Raw genomic sequence first — 25,635 nt, 5'->3', positions numbered from 1 at the left:
GGTCCCGCCCCCTACCGTGGCCGCCATGTCCGAACCGTCCGACGCCCCGCAGTCCTTCACGACGTTGTGGACCAACGACCTCTGCCGCCGGCTGACGCGCGACGGCTACACCGGACGCCCGCTCCGCGTCCTGTTCGGCGGCCCGCACCAGTCCCTGCCCAGCTTCCGGCTCGCGGGCGTACGGCCCGGCGACCGCGTCTTCCCGCTGCGCGTCCACCGGACCAGGCTCCATGTGCTGGGCCGCCTGGAGGTGGCACGGATCATCCCGTACGAGGAGGCCGCGGACGAGCTGGCGAAGCTGCCCGACTGGTCGCCGCTGGAGGGCGGTTGCGTGTCCGAGGTACTGGTCGGCCCACCCGGCACCCCGCTCGACTTCGGCACCACCGTCCCCGGCGAGCTGCTGGAACGGCTCACCTACCGCTCGCGCCGCGCCGAACGCCGGCTGCGGTTCGTCGAGGACGGCCGTCTGATGCGGTCGGTCGGCCTCCAGGGCGTCTACCGGCTCGCGCCCGGGTCGGCCGCCGAACTCGACCGCCTCGTCGAGGCGGCCGCCGCACCCACCGCCGGTCCCGCCGAGGTGACCGTCAGCCCCGGATGACGCCCGCCGCCCGCGCCGCCGCCAGCCACTGCGGGAACTCCTCCATCAGCGCCGCGTACAGCTCGGCGTCCGACGCCGCCGCGGGCTCCTCCCCGGCGGCGTGGAAACCGGCGTTGTCCACCACCCGCTTGGCGGGCACCGGGAGTTCGTCCAGCTTGCGCAGGAAGTCGAAGTCCTTGCCCTCCGGATCCCCGAAGCCGACGAACTGCCAGAAGAGCGGCAACCCGGCCGCGGAGCACAGCAGCCGCTCGGCGGCCGTGCGTGAGGAAGGACCGCCGTCCGTCTGGAAGATGACGAACGCGGGCTGCGTCGCGCCGGACGCCCGGTAGTGGTCGATCACCGCCTGCATCGCCAGGTGGTAGTTGGTGCGGCCCATGTGGCCGTAGCTGTCGTGGAGCGCGTTGATCCGCCCCTCGTAGCCGTCGAGGCCGATCTCGGCGACGCCGTCCACCTCGGTGGAGAAGAAGACCACCGGCACGACCCCGTCGTCGTCGAGGTTCGCCGCGAGCCCCAGGGCCTGCTCGGCCAGCCGCTGCACCGTGCCGTCCCGGTAGTGCCGCCGCATGCTGCCGGACCGGTCCAGCACCAGGTACACCGCGGCCCGTTCCCCCGCGACCCCGGCCTTCTCCAGCGACACCCGGGCACCCTTGTACAGGCTCACCAGCCCGGGCGCCGCCGCCTGCACCTTCTCCAGACCGATGGCCATTGCGCCCCGCCCCCTCACGCTCGCGCTTCCTCTTCCGCCCCGATCGTGCCACCTCCACCCGCCCGGGGTCACCGGTCAGGTGACGCTCCACAGCCGCCGGTAGAAGGCGGTCCGCTCCGGATCGGGGGCGATGCCGTACGCGTCCAGGAGCGCGTCCTCCCAGCCGGGGCCGTAGTTCCACTCGGTGCTCCAGGTGGCGACGGCCAGGTCGGCCCAGCGGTCGGCCAGCCCGAGGGCGCCCATGTCGACGTGGCCCGACCAGGTCCCGTCTTCCCCGAGCAGCGTGTTGGGCGCGCAGGGGTCGCCGTGGCACACCACGAGCCGCTCGACGGGCGGCGCCGGCGGCAGGTCCCCCGGCACGTCCCTGCCCGACCGCCGGGCGCGTTCCAGGCGGGTGCCGACGGACCAGTCGTACGGGCAGCGGTCCACGGGCAGCCGCTCGTGCAACGCGCGCAGCCCGGCTCCCAGCGCACGCACCGCGGTGCCGGGATCCGCCGTCCAGCGCGGGCTGATGGCACTCTCCCCGGGCAGCCCGCGCGTCACCAGCCAGGCCCCGTCCCCGTCCGCCCCGTGCTCCAGGACGGGCGGCACGGGTGTGAAGCGGCCCGCCCACTCCAGGCGCTCCGCCTCGGCCCCCAGATCCAGCCCCGAGCCCGCCGGCGCCCACTTGGCGAACAGCCGGTCCTCCCCCGCCCCCAGCCGGAACGTCACCCCGCCCGCCTCGTTCCGCCACACCGGCAGCGGCGTCCGCTCCCCCGCCAGCGCCCCGATCGGCGCGGGCACCTCCACCTCGCCGTCCGGCGGCCCCGAAATCCCCACCGTCGCATGCTCCCCCCGAACCCCGCCGAAGGCCAGCCCATGTCCCGCGGCCGGGGCGGCGCGCAGCCGGGCCCCGTAGCGAGGCCCGTGCTCCAGCAGGGCGAGCAGCCCGTGGCGGATCGACATACCGAGTATGTCGGGCCCCGCCAACGCTCGCCGCGAGCACCTGCCGTGCGAAGGTGCGCTCCATGAAGGCCCGTTCACAACCCTCGGCCCGGGCCCCCCGCCACCGGGGAACACACGACCCGCGAAGACACCTGCGCCGACGCAGGCGTATTCGCTGGCGAAGGCAGCACATCATCGGGTAAGCAAGGAGCGGCGGCCCGGAATCGAGGGTCCGCCGGCGCGCCCTGGGTGCGCCGCAGCAGCAGCATGCGAAGGACGAACACCGTGGCATCTGGCGTCGTGAAGTGGTTCAACGCGGAGAAGGGCTTCGGCTTCATCGAGCAGGACGGGGGAGGGCCGGACGTGTTCGCCCACTACTCGAACATCGCCGGCAACGGCTACCGCGAGCTCACGGAGGGTGAGCACGTCACCTTCGACGTGACGCAGGGACAGAAGGGCCCGCAGGCGGAGAACATCGTCCGCGGCTGACGGGCCCCTGCCCCGCGCACTGAGTCACGCCACCCGCGGTGGCGCCGACCCCAGGCGCGGCGGCCCGGCAGACCGCAACTCGGTCTGCCGGGCCGTGTCCGCCGGGCGTGTCCGCCGGCCGGGAACGACTCAGGACACGCTCTTGTAGGCCTTCCAGCCCGTCGCGATCTTCACACGGGCGGCGAAGGTGCCCTTGCCGTGACCGGTCTGCCGGTAGAGGACGCCGGCGGTGTCCCGGGCCACCAGGTCGGCCTTGCCGTCGCCCGTGATGTCACCGACGCCGACGACCGCGTTGTACGTGGCGCCCCAGTCCTTCGCGACCCGGACCCGGGCCTTGAACGCGCCCTTGCCGTCGCCCTCGTAGCGCCACAGCTCGTTGGACTTGTCCTGGGCCAGCAGATCGCCGAACCCGTCCCCGTTCAGATCGCCCGCGCCGATGAGCCTCTTGTACTCGTCCCACGACGCCCGGATCCGCTTGCCCGCCGCCAGCTTCCCACCGCTCGTCGCGGCGAACAGGTAGATGTCGCCGTTGGAGGACTTGCGCGCGATCAGATCGGCACGGCCGTCGCCCGTCACGTCCCCTGGCGAGGTCAGCACGTTGTACTGCTGGAAGCCGGTGCCCAGGGAGGTGTACGGCGTCGACGTCGTGACCGCCTTGCCGCAGCCCGGCTTGTACGCCCGCAGGGTGCCGCTGCTGAAGCGCACGATCACGTCGTTGCACCGGTCACCGCTCACGTCGCCGTAGGGGACCGCGGTGATGCCGGCGGGCCACCCGGCGCCCGAGAGCGTGCCCGAGAACTTCCCGGCGCCGTTGCCCTTCTGGAAGGCGAGGGTGCCGGAGGAGGTGAGCGTCAGCAGCTCGCCGAAGCCGTCACCGCCCGCGAAGTCCCGTCGTACGGCCGCTCCACCGCTCAGCTTCACGCTTCCGGAGGTCGTCAGTGCCGCGCCGGCGCCGTCGGCGGGGACGGCGCTGAGCGTCCAGGTGTAGGCGCCGTTGGCCAGCAGGGCACCCCTGGCGTCCCGGCCGTCCCAGACGGCGCTGATCGTGGCCCGGGCCGCGCCCCCGCTCACCGTCCGCACCACCGCGCCGGTCGCCTTGCGCTTGAGCACCAGCTTCCACGACGCGGCGGGCTTGGACAGCCACCACTTCCCGCGCCAGCCCACGGGGGTGGAGTCGGTGTCGACGGTCGTGCCGACCTGCGCGTCCGGCACGCTCAACGCGGACGCGGGTACGGCGACGTTGAGCACGTGGACGTTCTGGGCGGTGTCGGTGTAGGCGACGTAGCCGGTGTACGGGTCCACCGACCAGGAGACGGAGTTGCCTGCGAGCGTCCGCTTCACCACGGTGCCGGTGTGGACGTCGTACAGGGTCAGGACACCGTCGCTCTCACGCGAGACGACGAAGCCATCGCCGAGTCGTTGGACGCCCGTGTAGGGCAGCGCGACCTGCTTCTTGGTCACCGTGTCGTAGACGCCGCCCTTGACCGTGTCCCCGCTCGGGCACGCCCAGCGCACCCAGCGGCCCACCGCCGCAAGGGCCGCGCTGTCGGAGCAACCCGTCAGGGAGAAGCTGGTGATCCGTGCGCCGGTACGGAGGTCCTGGGCGGCCACGCCCGTCGTCCCCGTCGGCGTCCACAGGGTGCGTCCCCACAGGGCCCAGCGCGACCCCTCCGGGAGCTTGCGCAGCACGCTGCCGGTGTCCAGGTCGGTGAAGTTGTAGTTGTCCTTGCCCTGCCGGTACCAGACGACCGCCGTCCGGCCGGAAGCGGCACTGAGAGACCCCCGGTTTGTACCCCCCACGCAATTGTCAAGGACCGTAACAGTCGCCCCAGCAGCCCGGAAGCCGCGGCAGCACACGAACGGGCCCGGCGGATGATGTTCACCCACCGGGCTCTTTCCGTTCCATCGGCGTCAGCCCTTCCGCCCCCGGCACGGCTCGCCGGGCGGGAAACCCGCGAACCGAGGCCCGAACGCCGGGATCCCGACCCGACGGTGACCGTCGGGTCGGGATCCCGTGCGTTGTGGACCTGAGGGGATTCCCTCTGCGCACCGGGATTCCCCCTGACTCCCCGCCCGTTCCGGCACGAGAGTGGCACGGCCTCCGCGCTGGTGACCCCCTCGATGCGGAATCCGCCGCTATTCGACTTCCGGCGGCACGGGAGTGGCTTGGTGGTAGTACATCCGCCACGGCGCTCCGCTGCCCCGCTTGCGCCAGAGTGAGCTGCGGCGCGCCCGCCGACCGTTGATCGTCGTCTCGTACGTGAGGTGCACCAGTCCGGGAGCCAGGACGACCCCCGTGACGTCCGTGGGCTCGTAACGGGGACCGTCTTCGGAGCTGCCTTCCATGTCCGACAGCTCGGCCAGCATGTGCGCATAGGTCCATCGCCGGCCCGAGGCGCCGACCTCGACGAACTCAGGGTCGAGCAGTTGCCCGGTCAGGGACCGTGACGCCCGCACGCTGGGATCCATGAGACGCAGCTCGCCCGCTATCGCCTCGCTCACCTCGTCTGGTTCATGGCTCACGCGCGCATCTTTGCTCAGGTAGTCAGGTGCCGCGCAACTGGCGTGCCGACCGAGCGTGCTCTAGGCGGCTTTCCCGGCACCGTGACTTCTGGTCCCATGGTCGAAGGACCGGCTGCCGGGCGCCACCGTGTCCTGCTGCCGCCCGACAACAGCGGGACACGATCGTTCACGCCCTGCGGAATGCCTGTCGTGGGCGCCACGACAGTGCGCCCGGCTGCCTGGGGCTGCTGCGTTCGGTTCCGAGCAGCTCAGCCGCCGGCCGGACCTTGCGGCGCGAGGGCGTGGCAGGCCTCCCATGCCGCGTAGAACTGCTTCTTCGTGAAGGACATGATGTCCGGTACCTGGGCAGTCCGCGGGTCCGGGTCGGGGTAACCGGGCAGTCCGTTCTCACGTGCACAGGTCGCGAAGTCCCTGTGCTTCTTCATGTCATCCGGGCTCACATACAGCGACACGGTGTTCCCCTTGCCCGCACGCGACTCGCACGCCTTGAAAGCAGGGTCGGTCACCCGGCAGCGCGCTGCCGTCCGCCATCCGGGCGAACATGGAGTTCGCTTCCGGCTTCGGTTCAGGGTCCTTCGCGTCGACGCCGTGCTCGCGCAGACACTGTGCGTAGTCTGTCCGCCCGGCCACGTCGAAAGGTCCGCTGTACACAGAGGTGTACTCGTGGTCCGCCCCATCGACGGCACTGCTCATCTGGACGTTCACGACCAGCGCCGCCGCCGCGGCGGCCAGCACCACAGAGGTCGCGAGCGTGCGCTTGACAAAAGTACGCATCGAAAGTCTCTCGTTCCATGAGATTCGGATGGGCTGGGAGCTGGCCACGTACCGGCAGCTGCCCTTCCCGCGCTCGATCCCATCCGACCAAACCCCGCGTGAACCGGGCGTGAGACGTTCTTCGGCGAACTGAAGGCCAAGCAGGGCCGTGCTCCTGGCCGTTGGCCGGACTGCCTTGATCGGAGCCCTTCCCGGTCGGGGTCCTGCCCCGGCCGTGAGCCGGGACATGGACTGTCCCTGCGCCTCGTCTGCCACGGCTGGCGGTACGGCTGATCACGAATCGGCTTGGTGGAGGTCGTCCACGGCCTCAGGGGACGTCGGCACCTGCCCTCGTGAGCACGCCGGCTCAGTCCTCTTCGGGGCGATCGGGGCGGACGGCGATGTGGTCGGGTTCGAGTTCGAGCATGACGCGGCTGCGGATGTCGAGGGCGTGGGTGTAGTCGCGGGGGAGTTGGAGGCGTCCGGAGCGGTCGACGGTGGCGTACTCGCTGGCGTGGACGGTGGTGCGGCCTTCGTCGTCGACGCTGGTGCGGCGGACGACTTCGGAGGCGGTGCGGCCGTCGCGGATGGCGACGGTGCGGTCGACGGCGGTGGCGACGGCCTGGTCGTGGGTGACGACGACGATGGTGGTGCCGAGTTCCTTGTTCGCGGTGCGGAAGGAGTTGAAGACCTGCTCGCCGGTGGCGGAGTCCAGTTGGCCGGTGGGTTCGTCGGCCAGTACCAGCGAGGGGTGGTTGGCCAGCGCGACGGCGATCGCGGTGCGCTGCTGTTCGCCGCCGGACATCTGCTGGGGCCGGCGGTCGGCGCAGTAGCCCACGCCCATCAGGTCCAGCAGTTCGGTGGCGCGGTCGGTGCGTGCCTTGCGGCCCTTGACCCGGCCGGAAAGCCGCATGGGCAGGACGACGTTCTGCAGGGCGGTCAGGTAGGGCAGCAGGTTGCGTGAGGTCTGCTGCCAGACGAAGCCGACGACCTCGCGCTGGTAGCGCAGGCGGGCGGCGGCGTCGAGTGCGAGCAGGTCGAAGCCGGCCACCGAGGCGGCGCCTGCGGTGGGGGTGTCCAGCCCGGCCAGGATGTTCAGCAGGGTGGACTTGCCGCTGCCCGACGCGCCGACCAGGGCCATCAGTTCGCCCTGCTGCACCAGCAGGTCCAGGCCCTGCAGGGCCTGGACCTCCACGCCCTGGGCGGTGAAGATCCGCACCAGCCGGTCGCAGACGATCAGCGCGTCATGCCCGTAGGCGGGCTGCTCCCGGCTCTCGGTGACACGGCGTTCCAGGTCCGCCAGTGTGACGTTGCCGCGCTCGGCGGTGCCGGACGTGTTCTGAGTCATGATCGTTCCCCCATCCGGAGTTCGGTTCCTTCTCCTCGTCGTCCTGTCAGCCAGGCCTGGACGGCCAGCACCACACACGCCAGCACCACCAGCGCGGCCGCGGGTACCAGCAGCGACGCCACGTCGGTGCGCAGCACCGCGCCCGACAGGTCGGTGGCCGGTGTGCGGACGGTGAAGGCCAGCGCCACCAGGTCCACGCCGGGGCGTACCAGCGGCACGGTGGCCACGCTCACCAGCACACCGCCCAGGGCGCCCAGCAGGACCTGCGGCAGCATCTCCAGCACCGCCAGCCACTGCCGCTGACGACCCGTCATCCCCATCGTCCGCAGCCGCGCCAGCAACGCCTTGCGCTGCGGCGCGTTGTGCAGCAACGACAACAACAACGCCAGCGCGCTGAAGCCCGCGCTGGTGACGATCGCGGCCAGGTAGACGCGTTGTGCGCCGGACTGCAGGGCTGAGATGCCGTACGCCGCCCGCTCCTCTGACCGGAGCGTGACCTGCGCGTGCCGCGAGGCCTGCCGCACGACGGCACGCAACTGCGGACCCCGCAGGGCCGATCCTGTGACGAGCAGGGTCGTAGGAGCCGACAGTTGCGGGGCCGCCCGGGCGTGCTTCCGTGTCATGTCGAGCGCGGAGACGACGACGAACTCGCCGCCGCCCAAGGCCGGAGTGACATCTCGGATGGCGACGGCCCGTATCGGGGTCCGGCCCGCGGAAGAACGCACATTCCCCATGCCCTGCTTGAAAGCACGGGCCAGCCCCGGCGAAACCACCGCCGGCAACGGCTCCCGACCGCGGCCGGCAAGCGTCGGGAACGGAGCGCCCGTGCCGGTGCTCGACACTACGCGTCCGTACTGTGCGGGATCCGCGATGACCAGGCTGTACCTCACACCGGACGAAGTCGACAAGTCCCTCTCGATCCGCACCGCCGACGTATCCCGCACGCCGTGGACCTCGCGTACTCGTGACTCCAAGCCGGCAGGCAGCCCGGTCGACGTCTCGACGCGCGCGTCGGCGCCGACCGCCCGCAGGGCGGCCCTGTCGCGGCCTTCCTCGACACCGGCAAGGACGGACCCACCGAAGGCGGTGACCGCGAGCGCCACCAGCAGCGCCATGAGCGGCAGAGCGGACATCGACGGGGCTCGACCGGCACGCGCCAGGCCCAGGTGCAGCACCGCCCCGTCGAGCCGCGCGAAGGGCGGCGCCAGCAGCCGCAACGGCCAGGGGTACAGCCGCAGCAGCACCAGCGCGGCGACCACTGCCACCAGCACGGGCGCCGCGGCAGTCAGCACGTCCGCGGCACCGTCCGCCGTTCCGCGTTGCCGCAACGCCACCACCGAACCGATCACGATCACCGTGACGGTCAGTTCCGCCACGACTCGCCGCCGTGCGGGTCGTACCCGGGTGAGGTCGGCGCGCCGGGCGGGCATGGGACGCACGGAGATGGCCACCGCACGCAGCGGTAGGGCGAGCGAGGCGAAGGCCCCGACCAGCGCCCCCAGCAACACCGGCAACCCACGGTTTTCCGTCGGCACGACAGTCAGCGCGAGCAGCACACCGGCCGCCGCACTGGGAATCGCCGGCAGCGCGCTCTCGGCCAGCAGCCGGCCCGCAAGTACCCACAGGCTGATGCCCCGGGCCCGCAGCAACGACAGCTCGGATCGCCGACGATCGACCAGCAGAGCCGCGGCCATCAGGAGGACGATCCCGGCAACCGCCGCCACACCCACCATCGCGACGAGGACCAGGGGTTCGGCCGCCGTGCGTTGCTCGTCGAAGGAACCCAGCAGCGCCGACAGGCCGTCTTCGGCGATCTCCCCCATGTACGGTCGGCTGTCGCGCAACTCCGCTGCGTCAGGCCCGGCAATGAGCGAGTCGAGCTGGTCGCGCAGCGCGGGAACGTCGCGGACCTTCACGAGGCCGGCGTCCGCAGGGTGGTGGAAGTACACGGTGGCTCCGTCGCCGAAAGCGGTCAGCCCCTGCGCGTCCTCGGGAGAGATGAGCACCGTGAAGTGCCAGTACTGCTCGGGGCCGCCGCCGGGTGGGCCGGCCCGGCTGTTCAGCTTCGGCGCGCGCAGATCTTTTTCTGCGTTCCAATAGGGCGCCTCCGGCCGAACGGGGTGGATGATCCCGGTGATCCCGACCGTCAGCTCCGCGCCGTGTGAGTCCAGCAGATGGAGTTCTGAACCAGCGTGTAGTCCCATGGTGCCGGCGGTACGGTCCGTGACCACTGCCTCGACGCGGCGGGGATCGCCCAGTCGTCGGTAGAGCCGACCGTCGACCAGCCGGGCATGGGTGGTCAGGTCGGGTTGGGCGACGACGGTGCTTTGCGGGTCCACGGTTCCCGTGGGCCGGGGCAGTGCTCTGTCGCCGGCCTCGAAGGGCGCGAGGGACCGCACGCCGCTGACCATGTCCCTCGTCGTGAGGACGGTGGACAACGGAGGGTGGAATATGCTCCGGATGCTTTCCTCGTCGCCCTTCAGCGAAGCGGGGCTGACGAGGCCCACCTCTCCCCAGCCCGCGTTGAACGACGTGCTGACACTGCGTCCGGTCACCGACGCCTGGGACAGCCTCTGCAGGAGTGCCTCGTTTTCGTACGCCGCGACGGCGCCTGGCAGAATCGCCGTCACGAAGGCGGTTCCCAACACCAAAACGGCCAGGGCCAGAGCCGCACCTGGAGCGGCCCGCAGCCGAGAGCGGATCAGGGACACGTCGCCGCCGCGCGGAACGTGGGACTTAGCCATCAGTTTCCTTCAAAGGGTGCACCGGCCTTGCCGGATAGGGAATCGAAGGCCCGCGAGGAACGCCCTGGTGTTGCCGGGGCACGTACCTCACACGTAATCGTGAGCTCCAAGGCCTGGGGATCTTCCGCAGCCGGCGTCCGAATGTTCGTCGCGTGGTCATGACCAGCGGGTCATTGCTCCCCCCGGCCGCGGAGTGCCCGAACCGGGTCGGCGAATCGCCCGGCCATCAAGACGACGAGCAGCAAGGACACGCCTGTCACCAGGAGCAACAGCGTGCTGACGGGGCCGGAGGGAAGCTCGACCAGGACACCGGGCACCGGACTCTCCGCCCGCGACGTCAGCACGATCGGCGGAACGACCATTGTGGTGAGCAAGCTGCCGAGCAACGCGCCACTGCCCGCCGCGATGAGCACCAGCAGCCCCTGTTCGGCAGCCACCACGCGGATCAGCGACCGACGCGAAGCCCCCAGCGCATGGAGTTTGGCGAGATCCTGCAGCCGTTCTCTGACCGCGCCGATGGCGGCCACGCAGAAGCCGGCCAGGGCGAGTACGACCGCGGCGAGCACTGCCACAGGCAATGTGGACAGCGGACCTGCGCCGAGGGGGTCGTCCTGAAACTCGGCCTGCTGCTCCGCGCGGACGATGACGGAAGAAATGTCGCCGCGGTCGCGAAGTGCGCTTGCGACCCGGGCAGACGAGCCGGGTCGTACGGCGACCCACCATTCGTCCGGCTCCGGACCAGGCAGGTCCATGGCGGTCAGGACCCGGCTCGCGGTGCGCAGGTCGAGGAGCACCGCGCCTCCGTCGTCGGCGGCAGACCCAGCCGCCGTGGTGGGCAGTGCGCGCAGGGCCGCCGAGATGCGGACGCTGAGTTTCGTCCCCCCATGTCGAGGAGCACTTTGCTGCCGACCTGGGCATTGGTGGCCCTCAAAAAGGCGTCGGTGGCGGCTGCCGGCACCGACTCGGGAGCCGGCGGGGTCGCCGACACCGTGACCGATGCGGCGTAGGACAGGAACGTCTTGGAGTTCGCACCTGTGTCGTAGTCGACGGCGAGGAGGGTGTCACGGCCGGACCGTGGGGGCTCTCCGGGCAATCCGGCCTTGTGGCTCCCCCTGATATTGGTGACGTCCAGGAACTGGCGAATCCGGGATGTCCATGTCGTGTCGGCCTGCGGTGTGAGATGCCTGACTCCGCCCTCGACGTCGACGGCGTCCACCGTGCCGATCGTCAGGCGGTGACGCGCCGCGGACTTGGGCATGCCGTATTCGGCTTTCAGGGTGGTGATCCGCAAAGGTCCGGCCGACCCTGCGTCACGTGCCCGACCCGTCTCGGCGCCCAGATTCGCGTCCAAGGTGTGCACCCGGCCGTCGGCGATCACTTCGCCGAGATAGAACGTGTACAGCACCCCGTAGCGGTCCGTGAAGGTCGCCCAGAGCCGATCGGCGACCCTGGTCGGCTTCGCCCGGCCGTGGGAGTCCCGCGACTCCAGCCGGACGGCGAATCGCAGACGGTCCGTGTCGGGCGGCACCACGAATCCGACGTCACGCGCCCGGCTGTCGTCTTCGGGACGCAGCGTCCGCAGGGTCTCCACCAGGGGGCGTTCCGCCAGATCCCCACGTAGCCGCATGATCCCGGCCGCCGCCGTGGTGTCCATGGCGAGTACCGTGGCCGTCCTGTCACGGGGCAGGGCCACCTGGGTACGGGAGGCCGGTGTCACTGCCGCGACGCCGGCCAGATGGTCGTACACGCCGCCTTGCCCTAGCGGCGGAGTCGTGGAACCGGTGACACGGATGTCGGAACCCACGGCGAAGTCGGCCTGGTCCTTCTGCGAGCGGGTCCAACTGCTGTTCTCGCCGATCGCGAAGATACTGATCGACAGGGCCAGGACCAGCAGCAGGACCGGGGACGCCCCCCGGCCGGGGCGGCGTGCCAGCTGCCAGCCCACCAGCGACGCCGACAAGCCATGGGCCCTGGCCGCCCGCCGTTCTCCGAGCCGTACTGCAAGCGGCAGAAGGCGCAGGGCGAGCACCGCGCCTGCCAGCAGGCAGATCGCCGGGGCGACGACCAGCACCGGGTCGAGTCCCAGTTCGCCGGTGGTGTCGGTGGTCAGCGTCCCTGTCGCCGCCCCTCTGCGCGACAACTGCCAGTACGCGAGTCCCGCCACGACCGCAAGCCCCACGTCGGCGCCGGCCCGCACGGCTCCCGGAAGTGCACGCTGCCGCCTCCGCGCCGCCTGCTCAGCCGCATAGGAACTCGATGCTCTCAACGCGGGCACGACAAGGGACAACCCGCACACCGAAGCTGTCAGCGCCGCCATGCCCCAAGCGGTCGCCGGCTGGGCCTCCAGCCGTACTCCCGTCCGGCCCAGCGCGCCGTACCCGGACAACAGCCCCATGACCGGGCGGTTCAGGAACGGGGCCAGCACCGCGGCAGGTACGACCAGCAGCAGGCTTTCGGTGGCCGCCAGGCCGACCATACGGGTGCGTGAGCCACCCCGAGCCCGCAGTTGCGCGGCCTCCTCGGCACGTTCCGCCGTGAGCATCCGGGCGACCAGCAACAACGAGAACGCGGCCAGTAGCGTCAGCTGCGAGGCGCTGATCAGCAAGGTCGACCTGGTCACCAGCAGTGTCCTGCGCAACTCCTGTAGCAGCCCCGGCAATTCGCTGCTCGCCGCGATCGACCCATCGGTCGACATGTGTTCCAGACGCCGTGTCGCCTCGCGGACTCCGGCGCTCACGCGGCCGAAGCGCGCCGTCGTGATCGCCGAGAAGTCGGCGTGTGCCTGCCAGGCCATCTCGGCGGCGGGGACGGCCCCGGATGCGAACACCTGCGGATCGACGAGCATGGGCCCGTACGTGGTGAACGACAGCGTCCGAATGCCGCGTCCCCCCGTAGGGTCGATACGCCAGTACGGCGCCGTTGGATCGACCGGCCGGAAGATCCCCGTCACCCGGACCGTGAGTGTGGTGTCACGGAGCCGGTCCGAGAGGGTCACGATCCGCCCGGTGCGGACCTTCAGCGCCGACGCCGCTGTCTCCGGCAGCGCGACGGGAAGCGGCTCACCGGGGGTGGGCCTGCCGGGAAAGACGCCGTCCACCATGCTCACTTGGGCACGGTCCAACGTGGAGAGAAACGTCAGGTCCGAGTCGTCGCCGCGCGCCGGACCTGACCGCAGCGCTTCCGGCAGTCCGTAGGCACGCGAGCGGGTGACCGCCTTCGCCTCGACCGGCAGGCCGTCGTACGCACCGGCGACCGTCGCGCGCACGCCGTGGTCGACGGCTGTTCGGTCCTCGCCCTCCACGTCGGCTGTCACCTCGATCAGCGTCCGGGCGGCGGACTGCTCCTGGAGCGCGCGCCGGATTCCTGCCTCGCCAACAGCGTCGCTGAACGCCGCGAGGGCCGTCACGGCGCAGGTGGTGAGGAGCACGGACAGGACCGCGGCGCCGATCAGGAGACGGTGCGCACGCAGGCGCAGAAGTACGAACCCGTTCATCTCAGCCCCGCCCCGGTCACGGCTTGACCGACGGGGCGACGCGAGGCCCGGTACTCCTGGCAGCCTCCGACTCCAGTGAATTTGTTGCTATTTCTCCTGCTTTGGCTATGCTGCCCGCCATGACTGAGATAGCGCTGGAACGGCGTGAGGGCCCGGGGGGCGACGGGGCGGCCTCCGAGGCGATGGTGGTGGTCGAGGACCTGGTGCGCACCTTCGGTGCCGGGGACACCGCGGTGCACGCCCTGGGCGGGGTGTCCTTCTCCGTGGCCCGGGGTGAACTGGTCGCGCTCAAGGGCCGCTCGGGCTCGGGCAAGACGACCTTGCTGAACATCATCGGCGGCCTGGACCGCGCCGACGCCGGCCGCGTCACCGTCGACGGGACCGCGCTGGGCGGCCTGGGCGAACGCGACCTGCTCGCCCTGCGCCGCGACCGCATGGGCTTCGTCTTCCAGTCCTTCGGCCTGCTGCCCATCCTCACCGCCGCCGAGAACGTCGGCGTCCCCCTGCGACTGCGCAACACCCCCCGCCGCGAACGCGAAGAACGCGTCGCCCTCCTGCTCTCCCTGGTCGGCCTGCAAGGCCACGCCGACCAGCGCCCCGGCGAGATGTCCGGCGGCCAGCAACAACGCGTCGCCATCGCCCGCGCCCTGGCCAACCGCCCCGCCCTGATCATCGCCGACGAACCCACCGGCCAGCTCGACGCCGACACCGGCCGCGCCGTCATGGAACTCCTGCGCGCCGTCGTCCACAGCGAAGGCGTCACCGCCCTCGTCGCCACCCACGACCCCCAGCTCCTCGCCCTCGCCGACCGCGTCCTGGAACTCCGCGACGGCCACATCACGCCCACCGACTGACCATGGGCCCGCCATGAAACGTGCAGCGTCGACGGCATGGTCGCGAGGCTGAGGGGCGGCGCGTTTCACGCGCCGCCCGACGTTGACTGAGAGCAAGGTCGGGCCTTCCGAGGGCAGCGGGACCGCGAATGGCGGACCGACCGCCGGGATTCCCGACGCGTGCACCCTCCGCGAGTGCGCGCGTTTCCCGGCGCACTTTCGCCCGTACCCAAGCACGACGTATGTGAGCAGGACGTGAGCGACGCTCGACATGCCCAGCTCAGGGCGGTGTACGCGCCTGGATCAGCGCCCAGGGTTCTCCGGCGGGTACAGCACGATGGCGGCAAGGGAGCGGGCCAACCCGTCCCAGCTGCGAGGGTCCCAGCCCGTGTGGTGGTGCCAGCGATCCAGCCGGTAGGAAACGGTGTTGGGGTGCAGATGCAGGACCGCCGCACTCGCGCTGATCGAGAAGCCGTTGTGCGCGAAAGCCAGAACGGCCTCGGCGAGGCGTGGGTGACTGCGCGGCACCGTGGAGCGCACGAGAGGAGCCAGCCGATCACGCTGGGGCAGGAGGGTGGCGATGAGCCACTTGTCATCGAAGGACACCGTGCACCCCCGTTCCCGGGCGACCACAAGTGCCCGTTCCGCGTCGCCGATGCTCTCCGCGGCACCCGCCAGTCCGGCCCTGGGCATGCCGATCCCGGCAACCGGATCAACTCCCGCAGGCAGCAATTCGCCGGCGTCCGCGATGATCATGCCTTGCGCCAGGATGACGACGCGCTCGCCGTGGATCACCGCGTGCAGCGTGCCGCCGTTCGCGTGCAGCTTCCGCCGCAAGAGGTCGAAATGGGTGTCGGACCAGGCTTCGACGGGCGCGCACGCGGCCTGGAAGGAAGCGTAGGGATCGAAGTCCAGGGCGCGGGCCATGCACAACCCGTCCTCGCCCTGCGCGCCGTCGGCGTAGAGGGCTTCGACGAATCGGTGCCGAAGTTCGACCAGGGCCGTTTCCCTGCCTCGGCTCGTCTCGGAGTAGCCGTCGGCCACGGCGCCGCACATGTGCTGCACCCACGCCCAGGTCTGGTCCACCAGTTCCAGCAGGGCGAGCAGGGCCGCCGTCTGCCTGTTGCCGGCCTCCTGGCGCAGCATGCTCCACAGATGCCGGTAACCGATGTGGAAGCCCGTGATGACCGATTCCATGGGAACGAACTGCCGGGCTCGCCTCCGGCCGAGTTCTCGAGCAGCCTCGATCTCGCGGCCGGTGGGTGCTCGCCTCTCCTGGAGCGAGGCGAGGAACGCCTGGTACTGCTCCAGCACCGCCTCCTCGTGCTCGGCGCGCGGCATCGCTTCGAACGATCCGACCTGGCCGCGGATGTCGTCCACGATGGCAGGCACCAGATCCCCTACCTCCTGAGTTGCCCACCGGTAGAGCGCGGAGAGCTCCGCGGCAACGGCATCATCAGTGCTCGAGAGATCCGCTTGTTGTGCGCTCACGAGAATCCTGGCCCTTCGAACGGACGGCGATTTCCACGGTACCTCAGCACCCCACGTTGCATCCCCGGAGCCGAGACGAGTGATCGACCTCCGATTCCGCACCTGAATTCATTCGGCCAAGCCTTCTCCATGCAGCGGATTTCATATCCGGAAAATTCTTCGGGCGGCAAGACGAAGCCTTCCGCCCGGCCTGGGCCCTGACCCGCTGCCGCACGTGCCTCGGCAGCGCGGCAGCATGTCCTTGACATCAAACGAAACGATACGTATCGTTTTTGCAATGGTGCTGGAATTCTCCTCGGGCCCGCCGACCGGTGGGCCGCGGTCCGCTGCAAAGATCCTCGACGCGGCGCGGGGTGTCCTGTCGGCACAGGGCTACCCGGCACTGACCATCGAAGCCGTCGCGGCCGCCGCGGGCGTCGGCAAGTCGACCATCTACCGCTGGTGGCCGAACAAGGAAGCCCTCATCGCCGACGCCCTCGCCGAGATCTTCCGCGCCGAGGAAATCCCCGACCTCGGCGACACCCACGCCGAGCTGCGCCACGCCGTCGACATGACCATCGACAACTACACCAACGAGGACATCGCGGCCTCATTGCCCGCCCTCGCCGCGGGTCTCCTGCCCCACCCCGAGCTCATGACCCGTTTCCGCGAGACCTTCCTCCACCGCAAACGCCAGAACATCGCCACCGCGCTGCGCCGCGGCATGCAACGCGGCGACCTCCCCCACGACCTCGACACGGACCTCGTCCAGGACATCTGGGCCGGCACCATCCTCTACCGACGCCTCATGACCGACACGCCCACCGACAACGCCCTGGCCGAGCAGCTCACCCGGCTCGTCACCGAAAACGGCTCCCACTTCGCGCTCCGCGCGGGCAGGCCCTCCGCGTGAACCCGGCACCGGACGCCCCGACCGCGGCGATCACGCAGTCGGGGCGGGCTCCTGTGATTTCCACAAGGATGTCCGCCTGAATTCTTCGATCTTCCCTCTACCCCCGGAACGGAAGATGCGAAAAGATGAGATGGAAGCCTTTTCCTTCCCGACTGAAAGTGACCGCATTGCGGTTTCAGCCGGGGCCCTCGATCCGCGGATGGAATCGAATCCGGATGGGCACGCCAGAGAAGCCGAACCGGGAGCCAGCGAATGCCGCCCCTGCTCCGTAGCCTGAAGGCCAACGTCCCGGGCCGGAAATCATGAGCTTGGTCACCTGCTGGCTCGCCGAACACAAGGGGAGCTTGCGCCTCCGGCTGACCTGCATCTTCGGCGTGATGTTCTTCCTGGCCGTCGCCGTGGTGCTGGGTGTCACCGTGCTGCTGGTCTACCGCTTCCGGCAGGCCCACCCCGGCGCATCCTTCCCTCCCTACGTGAAGATGCGTCCACCTCTCACCCCGCAGCAGCAAGCACAGTTCCAGGAACAGGCCGGGTGGCACGCAGCAGCCCAGGGGACGGACACACGTGCGGACATGTTGTGGATGCTGAAATGGGGATCGCTCGTAGCCACAGCCGTGGGAGGCGCGGCCACTGCGGCGGGCTGGGTGGCGGCCGGTCGGCTGCTGCGGCCGCTGACGCAGATCACCGGAACGGCCGAGCGCGTCGCCGAACGCACCCTGCACCAGAGGATCGCGCTGAAGGCCGCGCCCGGCGAGGTCAAGAAGCTGGCGGACTCCCTCGACCGGATGCTGGCGAGACTCGACGAGTCCTTCGCCGGCCAGGGCCGCTTCATCGCCAACGCGGCACATGAACTCAAGACCCCGCTCGTCATCAACCGCACCCTCGTTGAAGTCGCCATGAACCGGCGCAACGCCCCTGTGGAAATACGTCACCTGGCCGAGGACCTGCTCGCGGTCAACGCTCGCCACGAGCGGCTGATCGACGCCTTGCTGGCTCTTGCCCGCTCCGAGAACGGCACCGCGGAACGCCTGCCCACCGACCTGGCCGAGGCGGCCGCCTCGGCCATGGAGGCCTCGGCGCAGGCGGCCGAACGGGCCGCAGTAACGGTCCAAACGGATCTGCGTCCCGCGCCACTCCACGGAGATCCGCTGCTGCTGGAGCAAGTGGCCCGGAACCTTGTTGACAACGCCATCCGCTACAACGTTCACGGCGGCACAGTCGGCGTCCTCACGGCACAGGTTGCCAACGGAGTGCGGCTCACCGTCACCAACACGGGCCCCGTCGTCGCCGCGCATGAGGTGCCCGTTCTCTTCCAGCCCTTCCGCCGACTGACCGACCGGGTCGGCACGGCCAAGGGCAGCGGCCTGGGCCTGTCGATCGTCCGAGCGGTCGCCCACGCCCACGGCGGAGACGTCGATGCCGTACCCCGTTCGGGCGGCGGCGTCACCGTGACCGTCACCTTGCCCACCCGGGTCCCGACCAGCGCACGACCGCACGCGTGAGGAGTGCCCACCCTGATGCATGACCACCCGCTTCACAGCGGGTGGTCTTCCTGCAACTGGGCTGTGGCGCCGGGGAGCGGCGTTCGAGTTCCGGACCATCGGCGAGACTCCTGACGCGGACCCCATCGGCATGACGCCGCTGGACGGGCGCCCGGCCGTGGTCCCGGCCACCCGGCCATGACCACAGGGCTCGCCCGTTCATGTGCCTGCCAGCGCCTCCGTCGGAGACATTCGCGCGGCGCGGACCGACGGGTACAAGCCGGCCAGACCGCCGATGGCCAACGTGGCGGCGGTGCCTCCTGCGGAGGCCCAGGCCGGCACGGTGGTCGGCCACCCCTGCGTCGTGGCGTACACACCGGTCACGAGGATCCCGAGGAGTACACCCGCCGCTCCACCGAGCGCGGACAGCAGGAGCGACTCCGCGAGGAACTGCAGCCGGATCTGCCCCTGTGTGGCGCCCAGAGCGCGGCGCAGGCCGATCTCGGCGCGGCGCTCCAGCACCGAGATGACCATGGTGTTGGCGACTCCGATCCCGCCCACCAGCAGAGCGACTGAACCAAGGCCCAGCAACAGCCCGGTGAAGGCCCGCTCCGAGGCGTTCTTCGCGACGAGGGCGTCGGAGGGCCTGGAGACCGACACCAGTTCGGGGTGCTCAGGGTTGGCCGTAGGGGCCAGGACGCCATGCACATCGGTGACTGCGTCGTCCCGGACACGGGCGTAGACGGTCGTCGGGTGTCCGTCGAAGCCCAGCTCTGCACGGGCGGCTTCCCAACCGACGAGCGCGGCCCGATCCAGTTCGGGCGCGAGGGGGGCCGGGGCGAGGATTCCGACGACGGTGAAGCGGCTGCCGCCCAGCACCACCTGAACGCCGTTCGGGCCTTCCGCCGGCGATGCGCCACGAAGGTCGTGAATGCCCAGGCTGTTCGCGGTGCCGGCGCCGATGACCACCACGGGCAGCTTCGCCTGAGCGGCATTGGGCCAGTCTCCGTCGGCCAGGGACACCCGCAGTGCCTCCGGCAGGCCCTGCGTCGCCGCGTAGACGGCGATGCTGCCGCTGAGTGCCGTGGGGATGTGCTCGTTGCGGTAGACGTTGGCGCGAGGAAGCCGGGAGACCGCGGCGACCGACTGTACCGGGCCGACCCGGCGGATCATGGCTGGGGCCGTCTCCGGGAGCGCGACTCTCTCCCCGGTGCTGTGGTCCTTGCCCGGGCCCACGGTGAGCAGGTTGGTTCCCAAGGCGGCCAGTTCCTGGTCGAGTGCTGTGCGACTGGAACTGGAGATCCCGACGACGGCGGTCATCGCCGCGATGCCGATGGCGATGCCGAGCGCCGACAGCACTGCCCGGAGGGGCCGGTACCGCAATCCGGTGCTGCCGACCCGTAGTACGTCACGTGGCCGCAGTCTGAACGGGGTCAGGGGCGGACTGGTCGTCTGCATCAGTGGGGCGCCTCCGTCGCAGTGTGGTGGCCGAGGCCGCTGCCCGGGAGGGCGGCGACCTCGCCGGCGAATCCAGCCGTCGTCGAACCCCTTCCGGCGCCGTCTGCCGCATCGGTGGCTCGATCGCCGACCACGGCGCCGTCCCGGAACTCGATCCGGCGCGGCAGCCGAGCCGCCACCTCGGCGTCGTGGGTGATCAGGACCAGGGCCGTGCCGGCGGTGTGCAACTCCCCGAGGAACTCCATGACGGCCGTGCCGGAGGCAGTGTCGAGGTTGCCGGTGGGTTCATCGGCGAGCAGCAGTGGCGGCTCGCCGACGATGGCGCGGGCGATCGCGGCTCGTTGCCGCTCGCCGCCCGAGAGTTCATGCGGCCGGTGGTCGGTCCGATGTCCGAGGCCGACCCGGGACAGAGCGGCCAGGGAACGGCGTGTCCGTTCCCGCCGAGCCACGCCGCTGTACAGCAGGCCGTCGGCCACCGCCTCGACGATCGGGAATCCGGCCGGGAGGTGGAACTGCTGGAAGATGAAACCGATGTACATGGCACGTAGGGCGGACAGGCGGCGATCGCTCAGCTGGGACACTTCGTGTCCGGCGACGGTAACCAGGCCCGAGGTCGGCCGGTCCAGTGTGCCGATGAGGTTGAGCATCGTGGATTTCCCCGAGCCGGACGGGCCGACGACGGCAACTGCCTCACCCGGCCTCACCGTCAGGCTGACATCGCGCACGGCGGCGACACCGCCTCCGTAGCTACGGCTCACACGGTCCAGGACCACGACGGGGTCGGCGCTCATCGCGCGGTTCCCACCTTGGCACCGGGGGCCAGCCCCTCACCGGTCACCTCGACGCGTCCGTCGACGAACAGCCCGATACGTACGGCGACGACATGACCGCGCCCGTGGCCGTCCAGCACTTCCACGCCGTAACCTCCGCCGGACAACGCGAGAAGCGCCGACACAGGAACCGTCAGAACGTTCTCGTGCCGACCGGCGAGGTAACGACCGGTGAGGGTGCCGGAACCGCGGCCGGTCCCCCTGCTCACGGCCGACGGGTCGACCAGGGAGACGGTGACGTCCTGGACGTTCTCGCCGCTGTCACCGGTGTGCGGGGCGCCGACCGAGATGACCGTGGCGTCCGTGCTCTTGCCACCGGTGGTGGACACCTTCAGCCGCACGCCCTTGACCGCCAGCTCGGAGTCCTCGACGGGAACGGTGAGCTTCGCCCGCGGTGTGGTTCCGGTCACCGTCAGCAACTCGGGTACCGCGGCGGCACCGATCGCCGCACCGCGCTGGGCGACCCTGCGCGCACCATCGGCGTACACCACGTCGCCGAGGGCGATCTTGCCGGTCTCCGCAGCGCCCAGGGCTTTCTGCCAGCGCTTGACGGCGGCTTCCACTCCGGCGGTGTACGTATCACCGGGCGTGAAGCCACCGTAGCCCAGGGCGCTGAGGTTGGTCGTGAACACCTTGACGTCCTCTCCTTTCGTATCCAGCGCCAGCTCCCTGTACGCGGGGAGCTTGCCGTAGAGCAGGACGACGGGGCGATCGTCGATGCGGGCCAGCTCGTCGCCCCGGCGAAGTACCGTGCCCGATGCGGGTAGCCACGTGACGGTGCCTTGGGCGTGTCCGGTCAAAGGCCGTGCGGAGCCGTACGTCACGGCGCCTGGCACGGTGATCCAGCGCTCCATGGTCTTCCGCGTCACCTCTGCGGTGGCCGGAGGGGACGCGCTGGGCGCAGCGGTCTTGGTGTGGCCACCGAGAACGCCGGAGGAGGCCGCACCGGCCAGTACCACCACGGCAACGGCCGCCGTCCCGCCGAGAATGAGAAGCGTGCGGCGTCCCTTGCCGGAGCTCTTGCGCCGGCTCATCCGGCGACGCCGTCGTTCTCGGACTGCGGGTAGAGATGGTCGCAGGCCGCCGAGGCCTTCGGAGCATTCGGATCAAGCTTGGAGTTGTACGTCGAGTCGTCGGGCTGCTCGCCGGTCTCCGGGTCGGGATCGGGATAGTCCGAGGCCCCGTTCTCCCGCATGCACACGGCGTACCGCTTCAGCTTCTCGATGTCCGCCGGCTTCCAGAGAGGACCAGGATCATATGTCGGCCACTTGGACTGGCACGCCTTGTAGGCAGGGTCCGTGGCGACCACGGGACTTCCGTCGGCCATGGCGACGACGAGCCCCTGTTCGGTGTCCGGGTCGGGATCCTTCACATCGAGACCGTGTTCGCGCAGGCACCGTACGAAGGGCATGAAGTCGGGATCCGCGCCGGGTGATGCCGAGGCGGCGCTCGACGTGCCGTCCGGCACACTCGCCACCTGCGCGCCGTTCGCACCCCCACCGCCGCATCCCGCCAGTGTCGCCACGGCGGCGATGACAAGCGCCGGGGGACCGGAGAGTCTCGTGAGCGCTGACACTGATTGCATTTCTCGTCCTTCCATGGCCGGGCGGAAGCGTCCTTCAAGGCCACTTTCAAGAAAGTCCCTGGTCACGCTGCTGCCGATATCCCAGCAGAACCCCGGTGAACGGCTCGTGAGCCCTCGAGCTCACCCCCAGCTCACGCCCGATCCGGTACTGAGGAGCAGCAGCATTGCCGAGCGAAGGAAGGTGGACGGGATGCGTCCTCGGGCCGCAGTGCGGAAGTTCGTCCGAGCGCCGGCCTCCCCGTTCCTGTGGATCGCCGCTCACCGCGGCAGCCTGCGCCTGCAGCTGACGGCAGTGTTCGGTTCGATGTTCTTCATCGCCGGTTCCGTGGTACTGGCGGCCACGGTGCTACTGGTCGTCCGCTACTGGCACTTCAACTTCGCCAATCCGTCGCCGCAGGTGGATCCGCACGACATGAACGCGGACATGCTGTGGATGCTGAAATGGGGATCGCTGGTCGTCACTTTCGTAGGTGTCTCGGCCACCGCCGTGGGCTGGGTGGTGGCCGGACGGCTGCTGCAGCCGCTCACCCACATCACGCACACCGCCGAGCGGGTCGCCGGGCGCACGTTGCACCAGCGCATCTGCCTCGAAGCACCGCCCGGCGAGGTCAAGACTCTCGCCGACTCCTTCGACCGCATGCTCGAACGTCTGGACGAGTCGTTCGCCGGTCAGGGCCGCTTCATCGCCAATGCCGCGCACGAGTTGAAGACGCCGCTCGCGCTCAACCGCACGCTCGTCGAAGTGGCCATGAACCGCCGCAACGCCACGGCGTCCCTGCGCCACCTCGGTGAGGACCTGTTGAAGGTCAACGCTCGCCAAGAGCGTCTCATCGACGCGCTCCTCGCGCTCGCCCGCTCGGACGGCGGCACCGTGGAGCGCCTGCCCACCGACCTTCGCCTCGTCGCCGAAACGGTCCTCGATGCCGCCGCGGCATCGGCACGAGAAGCCGGCATCGCCCTGTCCGGCGACCTCGGTGTCGCGCCGCTACAGGGGGACCCCACCTTGCTGGAGCAGCTCGCGCGGAACCTCGTCGACAACGCCGTCCGCTACAACCATCACGGCGGCGCCGTCCGCGTCATCACCCGCTCCAGCCCCGAAGCAGCGGTGCTGACCGTCACCAACACCGGGCCCTCGATCGCTCCGCACGAGGTGCCCGCTCTCTTCCAGCCCTTCCGCAGGCTCACCGACCGCGTCGGTTCCGCCAAGGGGAGCGGCTTGGGCTTGTCCATCGTCCAGGCGATCGCCCACACCCACAGCGGCGAAGCCAACGCCACCCCACGCCCGGAGGGCGGCCTGACCATCACCGTCACGCTCCCCCATCGATTCCAGGACCCGGGCAAGCAGGCATGAGCACTCGGCATCGGCAGGGGTGTGAACGCCGTCGTCACGCAGCCGTCAGCGTCTGCTCGGCCCAGATCGTCTTGCCCACGTCCTCGTAGCGCATGCCCCAGCGGTCGGCGAGGGAGGCGACGAGGAACACACCGCGCCCGTCCTCGTCCTGCAGGCGGGCATGACGCAGGCGCGGGGTCGTCTCGGCGTCGTCCGCGACCTCCACGGTCAGCACACGGTCGCGTATGAGGCGGAGCCTGATGGGCCCTTCGGCGTGCTCGATCACATTGGTGGCGAGTTCGCTGACGATCAGTTCCGTGACAGGGGAGCACTCCTCCAGTCCCCACTGCGCCAACCGGTCCCGCGCGGCCCGACGCGCCTCGCGCACGGAGATCGCCCGGGCGGGGAGGGTCCAGGAAGCGACGCTGTCGGCGCCGACGGATCGGGTTCTGGCCACCAGCAGCGCCGCACCGTCCTGGGGAGTGCTGCCACGGAGGACCTGGTACGACACCTGGTCGCAGATGTCGTCAGGGGTCTCGAGGGGGTGGGCCACCGCGGCGCGTAGCCGGTCGACGCGGTCCCTGGCCTCCGACGGGTGGCGATCGGCGCTGCCGTCCGAATAGAGCGACAGGAGGCTGCCCGGTACCAGCTCCACGCTGACGACCTCGTGCGGCTCCCCCTTGCCGAGGGCCGCACCACGGGGTACGCCGAGCGTGCCTACCGCGCCCTCGGGACTGGTGACGAGTGGGCTGTCGTGACCGGCGGACGCAGCCGTGCAACGGAGGGTGACCGGGTCGTACGTCATGTACAGGCAGGACGCGGTGAACGGCGGCCGTGCACGGTGGAGGGTGGCCGGGTCCGCTTCCTGCTCACCTGCAAGTCGCTGGGCGACATCGTCAAGATGAGCCAGCAACTCGTTCGCCGGCAGGTCCATCGCGGCCAGGGTGGAGGCGGCCGTCCGCAGCCTCGCCATGGCGACGGACGCCTGCAGGTCCTCTCCCGGCACGTACCCGATGATCAGGCCCACACGGCAGCTCGACAGCGGGAGCACCTCGAACCAGTGAGCGCCGTAACGGCCGACCCGGTAGCAATGGGAGGCTTCGACCGCGGAGAGCTGTGGCGTCTCGCGGGGCAGCAGGGTGCGCTGCAGAGCCGTGGCGATCACGTGCTCGCGGGTGAAGCGACGTGCGTTGTCGATGCATACCGCGGTGCAGGACGCCAGTTGCGCCGCCAGCGACAGATCGTCGTCGCCGAAAGGCTCGGGGTGGGAGCGGGTCCGGTAGAAGCTGGCCAGGCCCAGGACCAGGCCGTGCACGGTGAGCGGTGTCACGATCATCGAGTGCGCCCCGGACCGGACGATGAACTCGGCCCGCATGCGGTCATGTACCAGCCAGGCGCCCGACTTCGTCGCCAAGTCGACGAGCCGCGGCCGTAGGTCTGCCAAGGCCCGCGTATACGGGGTGTGGGACGCGAACTGGCTGCTGCCGCCCACCGGATAGGCCCCGTACTGCTCCTCATCAGATGCGAAGGCGGCACGCCGCATCGGGAGGTGTGCCGTGACGGGCCCTATGGGGGCGTCGCCGTCGAACACGGACTCCACCAGGTCGACGGCGACGGCGTCGGCGAAGGCCGGCACCGCCATGTCGGCGAGTTCCTGGGCGGTACGAGGTGCGTCGAGCGTGGTGCCGATCCTGGACCGGGCCACGGCCATCAGGTCCGTCGCCTTCTGCTTGCGGACCTGCTCGGTGACATCGCGAACCATCGCCGCAACGGCACCCGGCACCCGGCCGTCGCATCGCAGTGGGTAACCGGTGACGGAGTACAGGTGCTGATTCTGCGGGTCGTCGGCCGGGACCGCGGCGATCGTGCGTTCCCGGACCACTTCATGGGTGTCCAGAACCTCACGCATGATCGGCGACAGTGCGATCCGGGTGTCCAGGTCACCCAGGCTGGCTCCGACCACTTGCGCCTCAGGCATGCCCCGCAAGGCGAGGATGGCGGCATTGGAGCGCAGGACGCGCAGATCCGGACCGTACACCTCGAGGCCTGCTTGGGCCATCCTGAAAAGTTCCTTCTCGAAGGTCTCCGCTTCCTCCTCCGGAGGCACCTCCGGGGAACCCGGTTCGGCGTGTCGGTGTCCACGAGGCATGGCCGACC

22 protein-coding genes and 1 pseudogene are annotated in these 25,635 nt (G+C 70.3%); 6 read left to right on the top strand and 17 right to left on the bottom strand.

Annotation, left to right across the window (positions count from 1 at the left end; all coding sequences use genetic code 11):
* Nucleotides 1-25 precede the first annotated feature (25 nt).
* Nucleotides 26-598: a hypothetical protein gene (locus PV410_RS30325; RefSeq protein ID WP_500328951.1), complete on the top strand. Its 573-nt coding sequence runs from the start codon at nt 26-28 to the stop codon at nt 596-598.
* Here PV410_RS30325 and PV410_RS30320 read toward each other — a convergent pair.
* The 3 genes and pseudogenes from PV410_RS30320 to PV410_RS30310 form a co-directional block, all read right to left on the bottom strand.
* Nucleotides 585-1,304, bottom strand: a complete 720-nt coding sequence (locus tag PV410_RS30320; protein ID WP_499512318.1) for a vWA domain-containing protein — start codon at nt 1,302-1,304, stop codon at nt 585-587. The genes PV410_RS30325 and PV410_RS30320 overlap by 14 nt on opposite strands.
* Before the next feature lie 75 nt (nt 1,305-1,379).
* Nucleotides 1,380-2,087, bottom strand: a complete 708-nt coding sequence (locus PV410_RS30315) for an aminoglycoside 3'-phosphotransferase (protein WP_500329013.1) — start codon at nt 2,085-2,087, stop codon at nt 1,380-1,382.
* Nucleotides 2,088-2,183: 96 nt separating this feature from the next.
* Nucleotides 2,184-2,249: pseudogene (locus PV410_RS30310) on the bottom strand (PadR family transcriptional regulator); the annotation flags it as partial.
* A 264-nt stretch (nt 2,250-2,513) separates the two neighbouring features.
* Between PV410_RS30310 and PV410_RS30305 the strand changes: the two are divergent.
* Nucleotides 2,514-2,717, top strand: coding sequence for a cold-shock protein (locus PV410_RS30305; protein ID WP_499512323.1), 204 nt, complete (start codon nt 2,514-2,516; stop codon nt 2,715-2,717).
* 129 nt (nt 2,718-2,846) lie between these two features.
* Here the strand turns inward: PV410_RS30305 and PV410_RS30300 are convergent, their stop codons facing one another.
* The 8 genes from PV410_RS30300 to PV410_RS30265 all read right to left on the bottom strand — a co-directional run bounded on the left by PV410_RS30300 (nt 2,847) and on the right by PV410_RS30265 (nt 13,512).
* Nucleotides 2,847-4,517, bottom strand: a complete 1,671-nt coding sequence (locus PV410_RS30300) for an FG-GAP-like repeat-containing protein (protein ID WP_500328950.1) — start codon at nt 4,515-4,517, stop codon at nt 2,847-2,849.
* Between the two features lie 336 nt (nt 4,518-4,853).
* Entirely contained in the window at nt 4,854-5,240 is a 387-nt protein-coding gene (locus tag PV410_RS30295; protein ID WP_500328949.1) for a nuclear transport factor 2 family protein, read from the bottom strand.
* Nucleotides 5,241-5,488: 248 nt separating this feature from the next.
* Complete coding sequence (locus PV410_RS30290) at nt 5,489-5,665, bottom strand: hypothetical protein (RefSeq protein ID WP_500328948.1); 177 nt, start codon at nt 5,663-5,665, stop codon at nt 5,489-5,491.
* Between the two features lies 1 nt (nt 5,666).
* Nucleotides 5,667-6,014 carry a hypothetical protein gene (locus PV410_RS30285; protein ID WP_500328947.1) on the bottom strand — a complete coding sequence of 116 codons (348 nt, stop codon included), beginning with the start codon at nt 6,012-6,014 and terminating at the stop codon, nt 5,667-5,669.
* A 346-nt stretch (nt 6,015-6,360) separates the two neighbouring features.
* On the bottom strand, nt 6,361-7,341 hold the full coding sequence (locus tag PV410_RS30280; protein ID WP_500328946.1) for an ATP-binding cassette domain-containing protein: 981 nt from the start codon (nt 7,339-7,341) through the stop codon (nt 6,361-6,363).
* Nucleotides 7,338-10,085 (bottom strand): FtsX-like permease family protein, encoded by a 2,748-nt coding sequence (locus PV410_RS30275; RefSeq protein WP_500328945.1) that lies wholly within the window; start codon nt 10,083-10,085, stop codon nt 7,338-7,340. The genes PV410_RS30280 and PV410_RS30275 overlap by 4 nt, the downstream gene beginning before the upstream one ends.
* A gap of 170 nt (nt 10,086-10,255) precedes the next feature.
* Nucleotides 10,256-10,879 carry an FtsX-like permease family protein gene (locus PV410_RS30270; protein WP_500328944.1) on the bottom strand — a complete coding sequence of 208 codons (624 nt, stop codon included), beginning with the start codon at nt 10,877-10,879 and terminating at the stop codon, nt 10,256-10,258.
* Nucleotides 10,843-13,512, bottom strand: a complete 2,670-nt coding sequence (locus PV410_RS30265) for an ABC transporter permease family protein (protein WP_500328943.1) — start codon at nt 13,510-13,512, stop codon at nt 10,843-10,845. The genes PV410_RS30270 and PV410_RS30265 overlap by 37 nt, the downstream gene beginning before the upstream one ends.
* A gap of 185 nt (nt 13,513-13,697) precedes the next feature.
* Between PV410_RS30265 and PV410_RS30260 the strand changes: the two genes are divergently transcribed.
* On the top strand, nt 13,698-14,432 hold the full coding sequence (locus PV410_RS30260) for an ABC transporter ATP-binding protein (RefSeq protein WP_500328942.1): 735 nt from the start codon (nt 13,698-13,700) through the stop codon (nt 14,430-14,432).
* A 282-nt stretch (nt 14,433-14,714) separates the two neighbouring features.
* Here the strand turns inward: PV410_RS30260 and PV410_RS30255 are convergent, their stop codons facing one another.
* A complete protein-coding gene (locus PV410_RS30255) occupies nt 14,715-15,902 on the bottom strand; it encodes a PucR family transcriptional regulator (RefSeq protein ID WP_500328941.1) in 1,188 nt (395 codons plus the stop codon).
* Between the two features lie 277 nt (nt 15,903-16,179).
* Here PV410_RS30255 and PV410_RS30250 point away from each other — a divergent pair, with 277 nt between their 5' ends.
* Together PV410_RS30250 and PV410_RS30245 are read left to right on the top strand one after the other, a co-directional pair.
* Entirely contained in the window at nt 16,180-16,794 is a 615-nt protein-coding gene (locus PV410_RS30250; RefSeq protein WP_500328940.1) for a TetR/AcrR family transcriptional regulator, read from the top strand.
* A 302-nt stretch (nt 16,795-17,096) separates the two neighbouring features.
* On the top strand, nt 17,097-18,296 hold the full coding sequence (locus tag PV410_RS30245) for a sensor histidine kinase (protein ID WP_500328939.1): 1,200 nt from the start codon (nt 17,097-17,099) through the stop codon (nt 18,294-18,296).
* 198 nt (nt 18,297-18,494) lie between these two features.
* Here the strand turns inward: PV410_RS30245 and PV410_RS30240 are convergent, their stop codons facing one another.
* The 4 genes from PV410_RS30240 to PV410_RS30225 are packed head-to-tail and all read right to left on the bottom strand — an operon-like array spanning nt 18,495 to nt 22,214.
* Complete coding sequence (locus tag PV410_RS30240) at nt 18,495-19,733, bottom strand: ABC transporter permease (RefSeq protein WP_500328938.1); 1,239 nt, start codon at nt 19,731-19,733, stop codon at nt 18,495-18,497.
* Nucleotides 19,733-20,524, bottom strand: coding sequence for an ABC transporter ATP-binding protein (locus tag PV410_RS30235; protein WP_500328937.1), 792 nt, complete (start codon nt 20,522-20,524; stop codon nt 19,733-19,735). Before PV410_RS30235 ends, PV410_RS30240 begins: the two co-directional genes overlap by 1 nt.
* Nucleotides 20,521-21,597 carry a peptidoglycan-binding protein gene (locus PV410_RS30230; protein ID WP_500328936.1) on the bottom strand — a complete coding sequence of 359 codons (1,077 nt, stop codon included), beginning with the start codon at nt 21,595-21,597 and terminating at the stop codon, nt 20,521-20,523. Before PV410_RS30230 ends, PV410_RS30235 begins: the two co-directional genes overlap by 4 nt.
* Nucleotides 21,594-22,214, bottom strand: a complete 621-nt coding sequence (locus PV410_RS30225; protein WP_500328935.1) for a hypothetical protein — start codon at nt 22,212-22,214, stop codon at nt 21,594-21,596. Before PV410_RS30225 ends, PV410_RS30230 begins: the two co-directional genes overlap by 4 nt.
* Before the next feature lie 142 nt (nt 22,215-22,356).
* On the opposite strand from PV410_RS30225, the gene PV410_RS30220 reads away from it, so the two are divergent.
* A complete protein-coding gene (locus PV410_RS30220; protein WP_500328934.1) occupies nt 22,357-23,499 on the top strand; it encodes a sensor histidine kinase in 1,143 nt (380 codons plus the stop codon).
* A 34-nt stretch (nt 23,500-23,533) separates the two neighbouring features.
* Here the strand turns inward: PV410_RS30220 and PV410_RS30215 are convergent, their stop codons facing one another.
* On the bottom strand, nt 23,534-25,537 hold the full coding sequence (locus PV410_RS30215; protein WP_500328933.1) for a SpoIIE family protein phosphatase: 2,004 nt from the start codon (nt 25,535-25,537) through the stop codon (nt 23,534-23,536).
* Nucleotides 25,538-25,635: the final 98 nt, after the last annotated feature.

The sequence above is a fragment of the Streptomyces sp. PA03-5A genome (genome assembly GCF_033792725.1).
Lineage (GTDB): Bacteria > Actinomycetota > Actinomycetes > Streptomycetales > Streptomycetaceae > Actinacidiphila.
This window is presented reverse-complemented; position numbering and strand designations above follow the sequence as displayed.

Bases quoted from the DNA above. Each gene is read 5' to 3' on its own strand.
- PV410_RS30325 (WP_500328951.1), top strand. From the start codon at position 26: ATGTCCGAACCGTCCGACGCCCCGCAGTCCTTCACGACGTTGTGGACC.
- PV410_RS30320 (WP_499512318.1), bottom strand. From the start codon at position 1,304: ATGGCCATCGGTCTGGAGAAGGTGCAGGCGGCGGCGCCCGGGCTGGTG.
- PV410_RS30290 (WP_500328948.1), bottom strand. From the start codon at position 5,665: ATGAAGAAGCACAGGGACTTCGCGACCTGTGCACGTGAGAACGGACTG.
- PV410_RS30285 (WP_500328947.1), bottom strand. From the start codon at position 6,014: ATGCGTACTTTTGTCAAGCGCACGCTCGCGACCTCTGTGGTGCTGGCC.
- PV410_RS30280 (WP_500328946.1), bottom strand. From the start codon at position 7,341: ATGACTCAGAACACGTCCGGCACCGCCGAGCGCGGCAACGTCACACTG.
- PV410_RS30275 (WP_500328945.1), bottom strand. From the start codon at position 10,085: ATGGCTAAGTCCCACGTTCCGCGCGGCGGCGACGTGTCCCTGATCCGC.
- PV410_RS30260 (WP_500328942.1), top strand. From the start codon at position 13,698: ATGACTGAGATAGCGCTGGAACGGCGTGAGGGCCCGGGGGGCGACGGG.
- PV410_RS30250 (WP_500328940.1), top strand. From the start codon at position 16,180: ATGGTGCTGGAATTCTCCTCGGGCCCGCCGACCGGTGGGCCGCGGTCC.
- PV410_RS30245 (WP_500328939.1), top strand. From the start codon at position 17,097: ATGAGCTTGGTCACCTGCTGGCTCGCCGAACACAAGGGGAGCTTGCGC.
- PV410_RS30240 (WP_500328938.1), bottom strand. From the start codon at position 19,733: ATGCAGACGACCAGTCCGCCCCTGACCCCGTTCAGACTGCGGCCACGT.
- PV410_RS30235 (WP_500328937.1), bottom strand. From the start codon at position 20,524: ATGAGCGCCGACCCCGTCGTGGTCCTGGACCGTGTGAGCCGTAGCTAC.
- PV410_RS30230 (WP_500328936.1), bottom strand. From the start codon at position 21,597: ATGAGCCGGCGCAAGAGCTCCGGCAAGGGACGCCGCACGCTTCTCATT.
- PV410_RS30215 (WP_500328933.1), bottom strand. From the start codon at position 25,537: ATGGCCCAAGCAGGCCTCGAGGTGTACGGTCCGGATCTGCGCGTCCTG.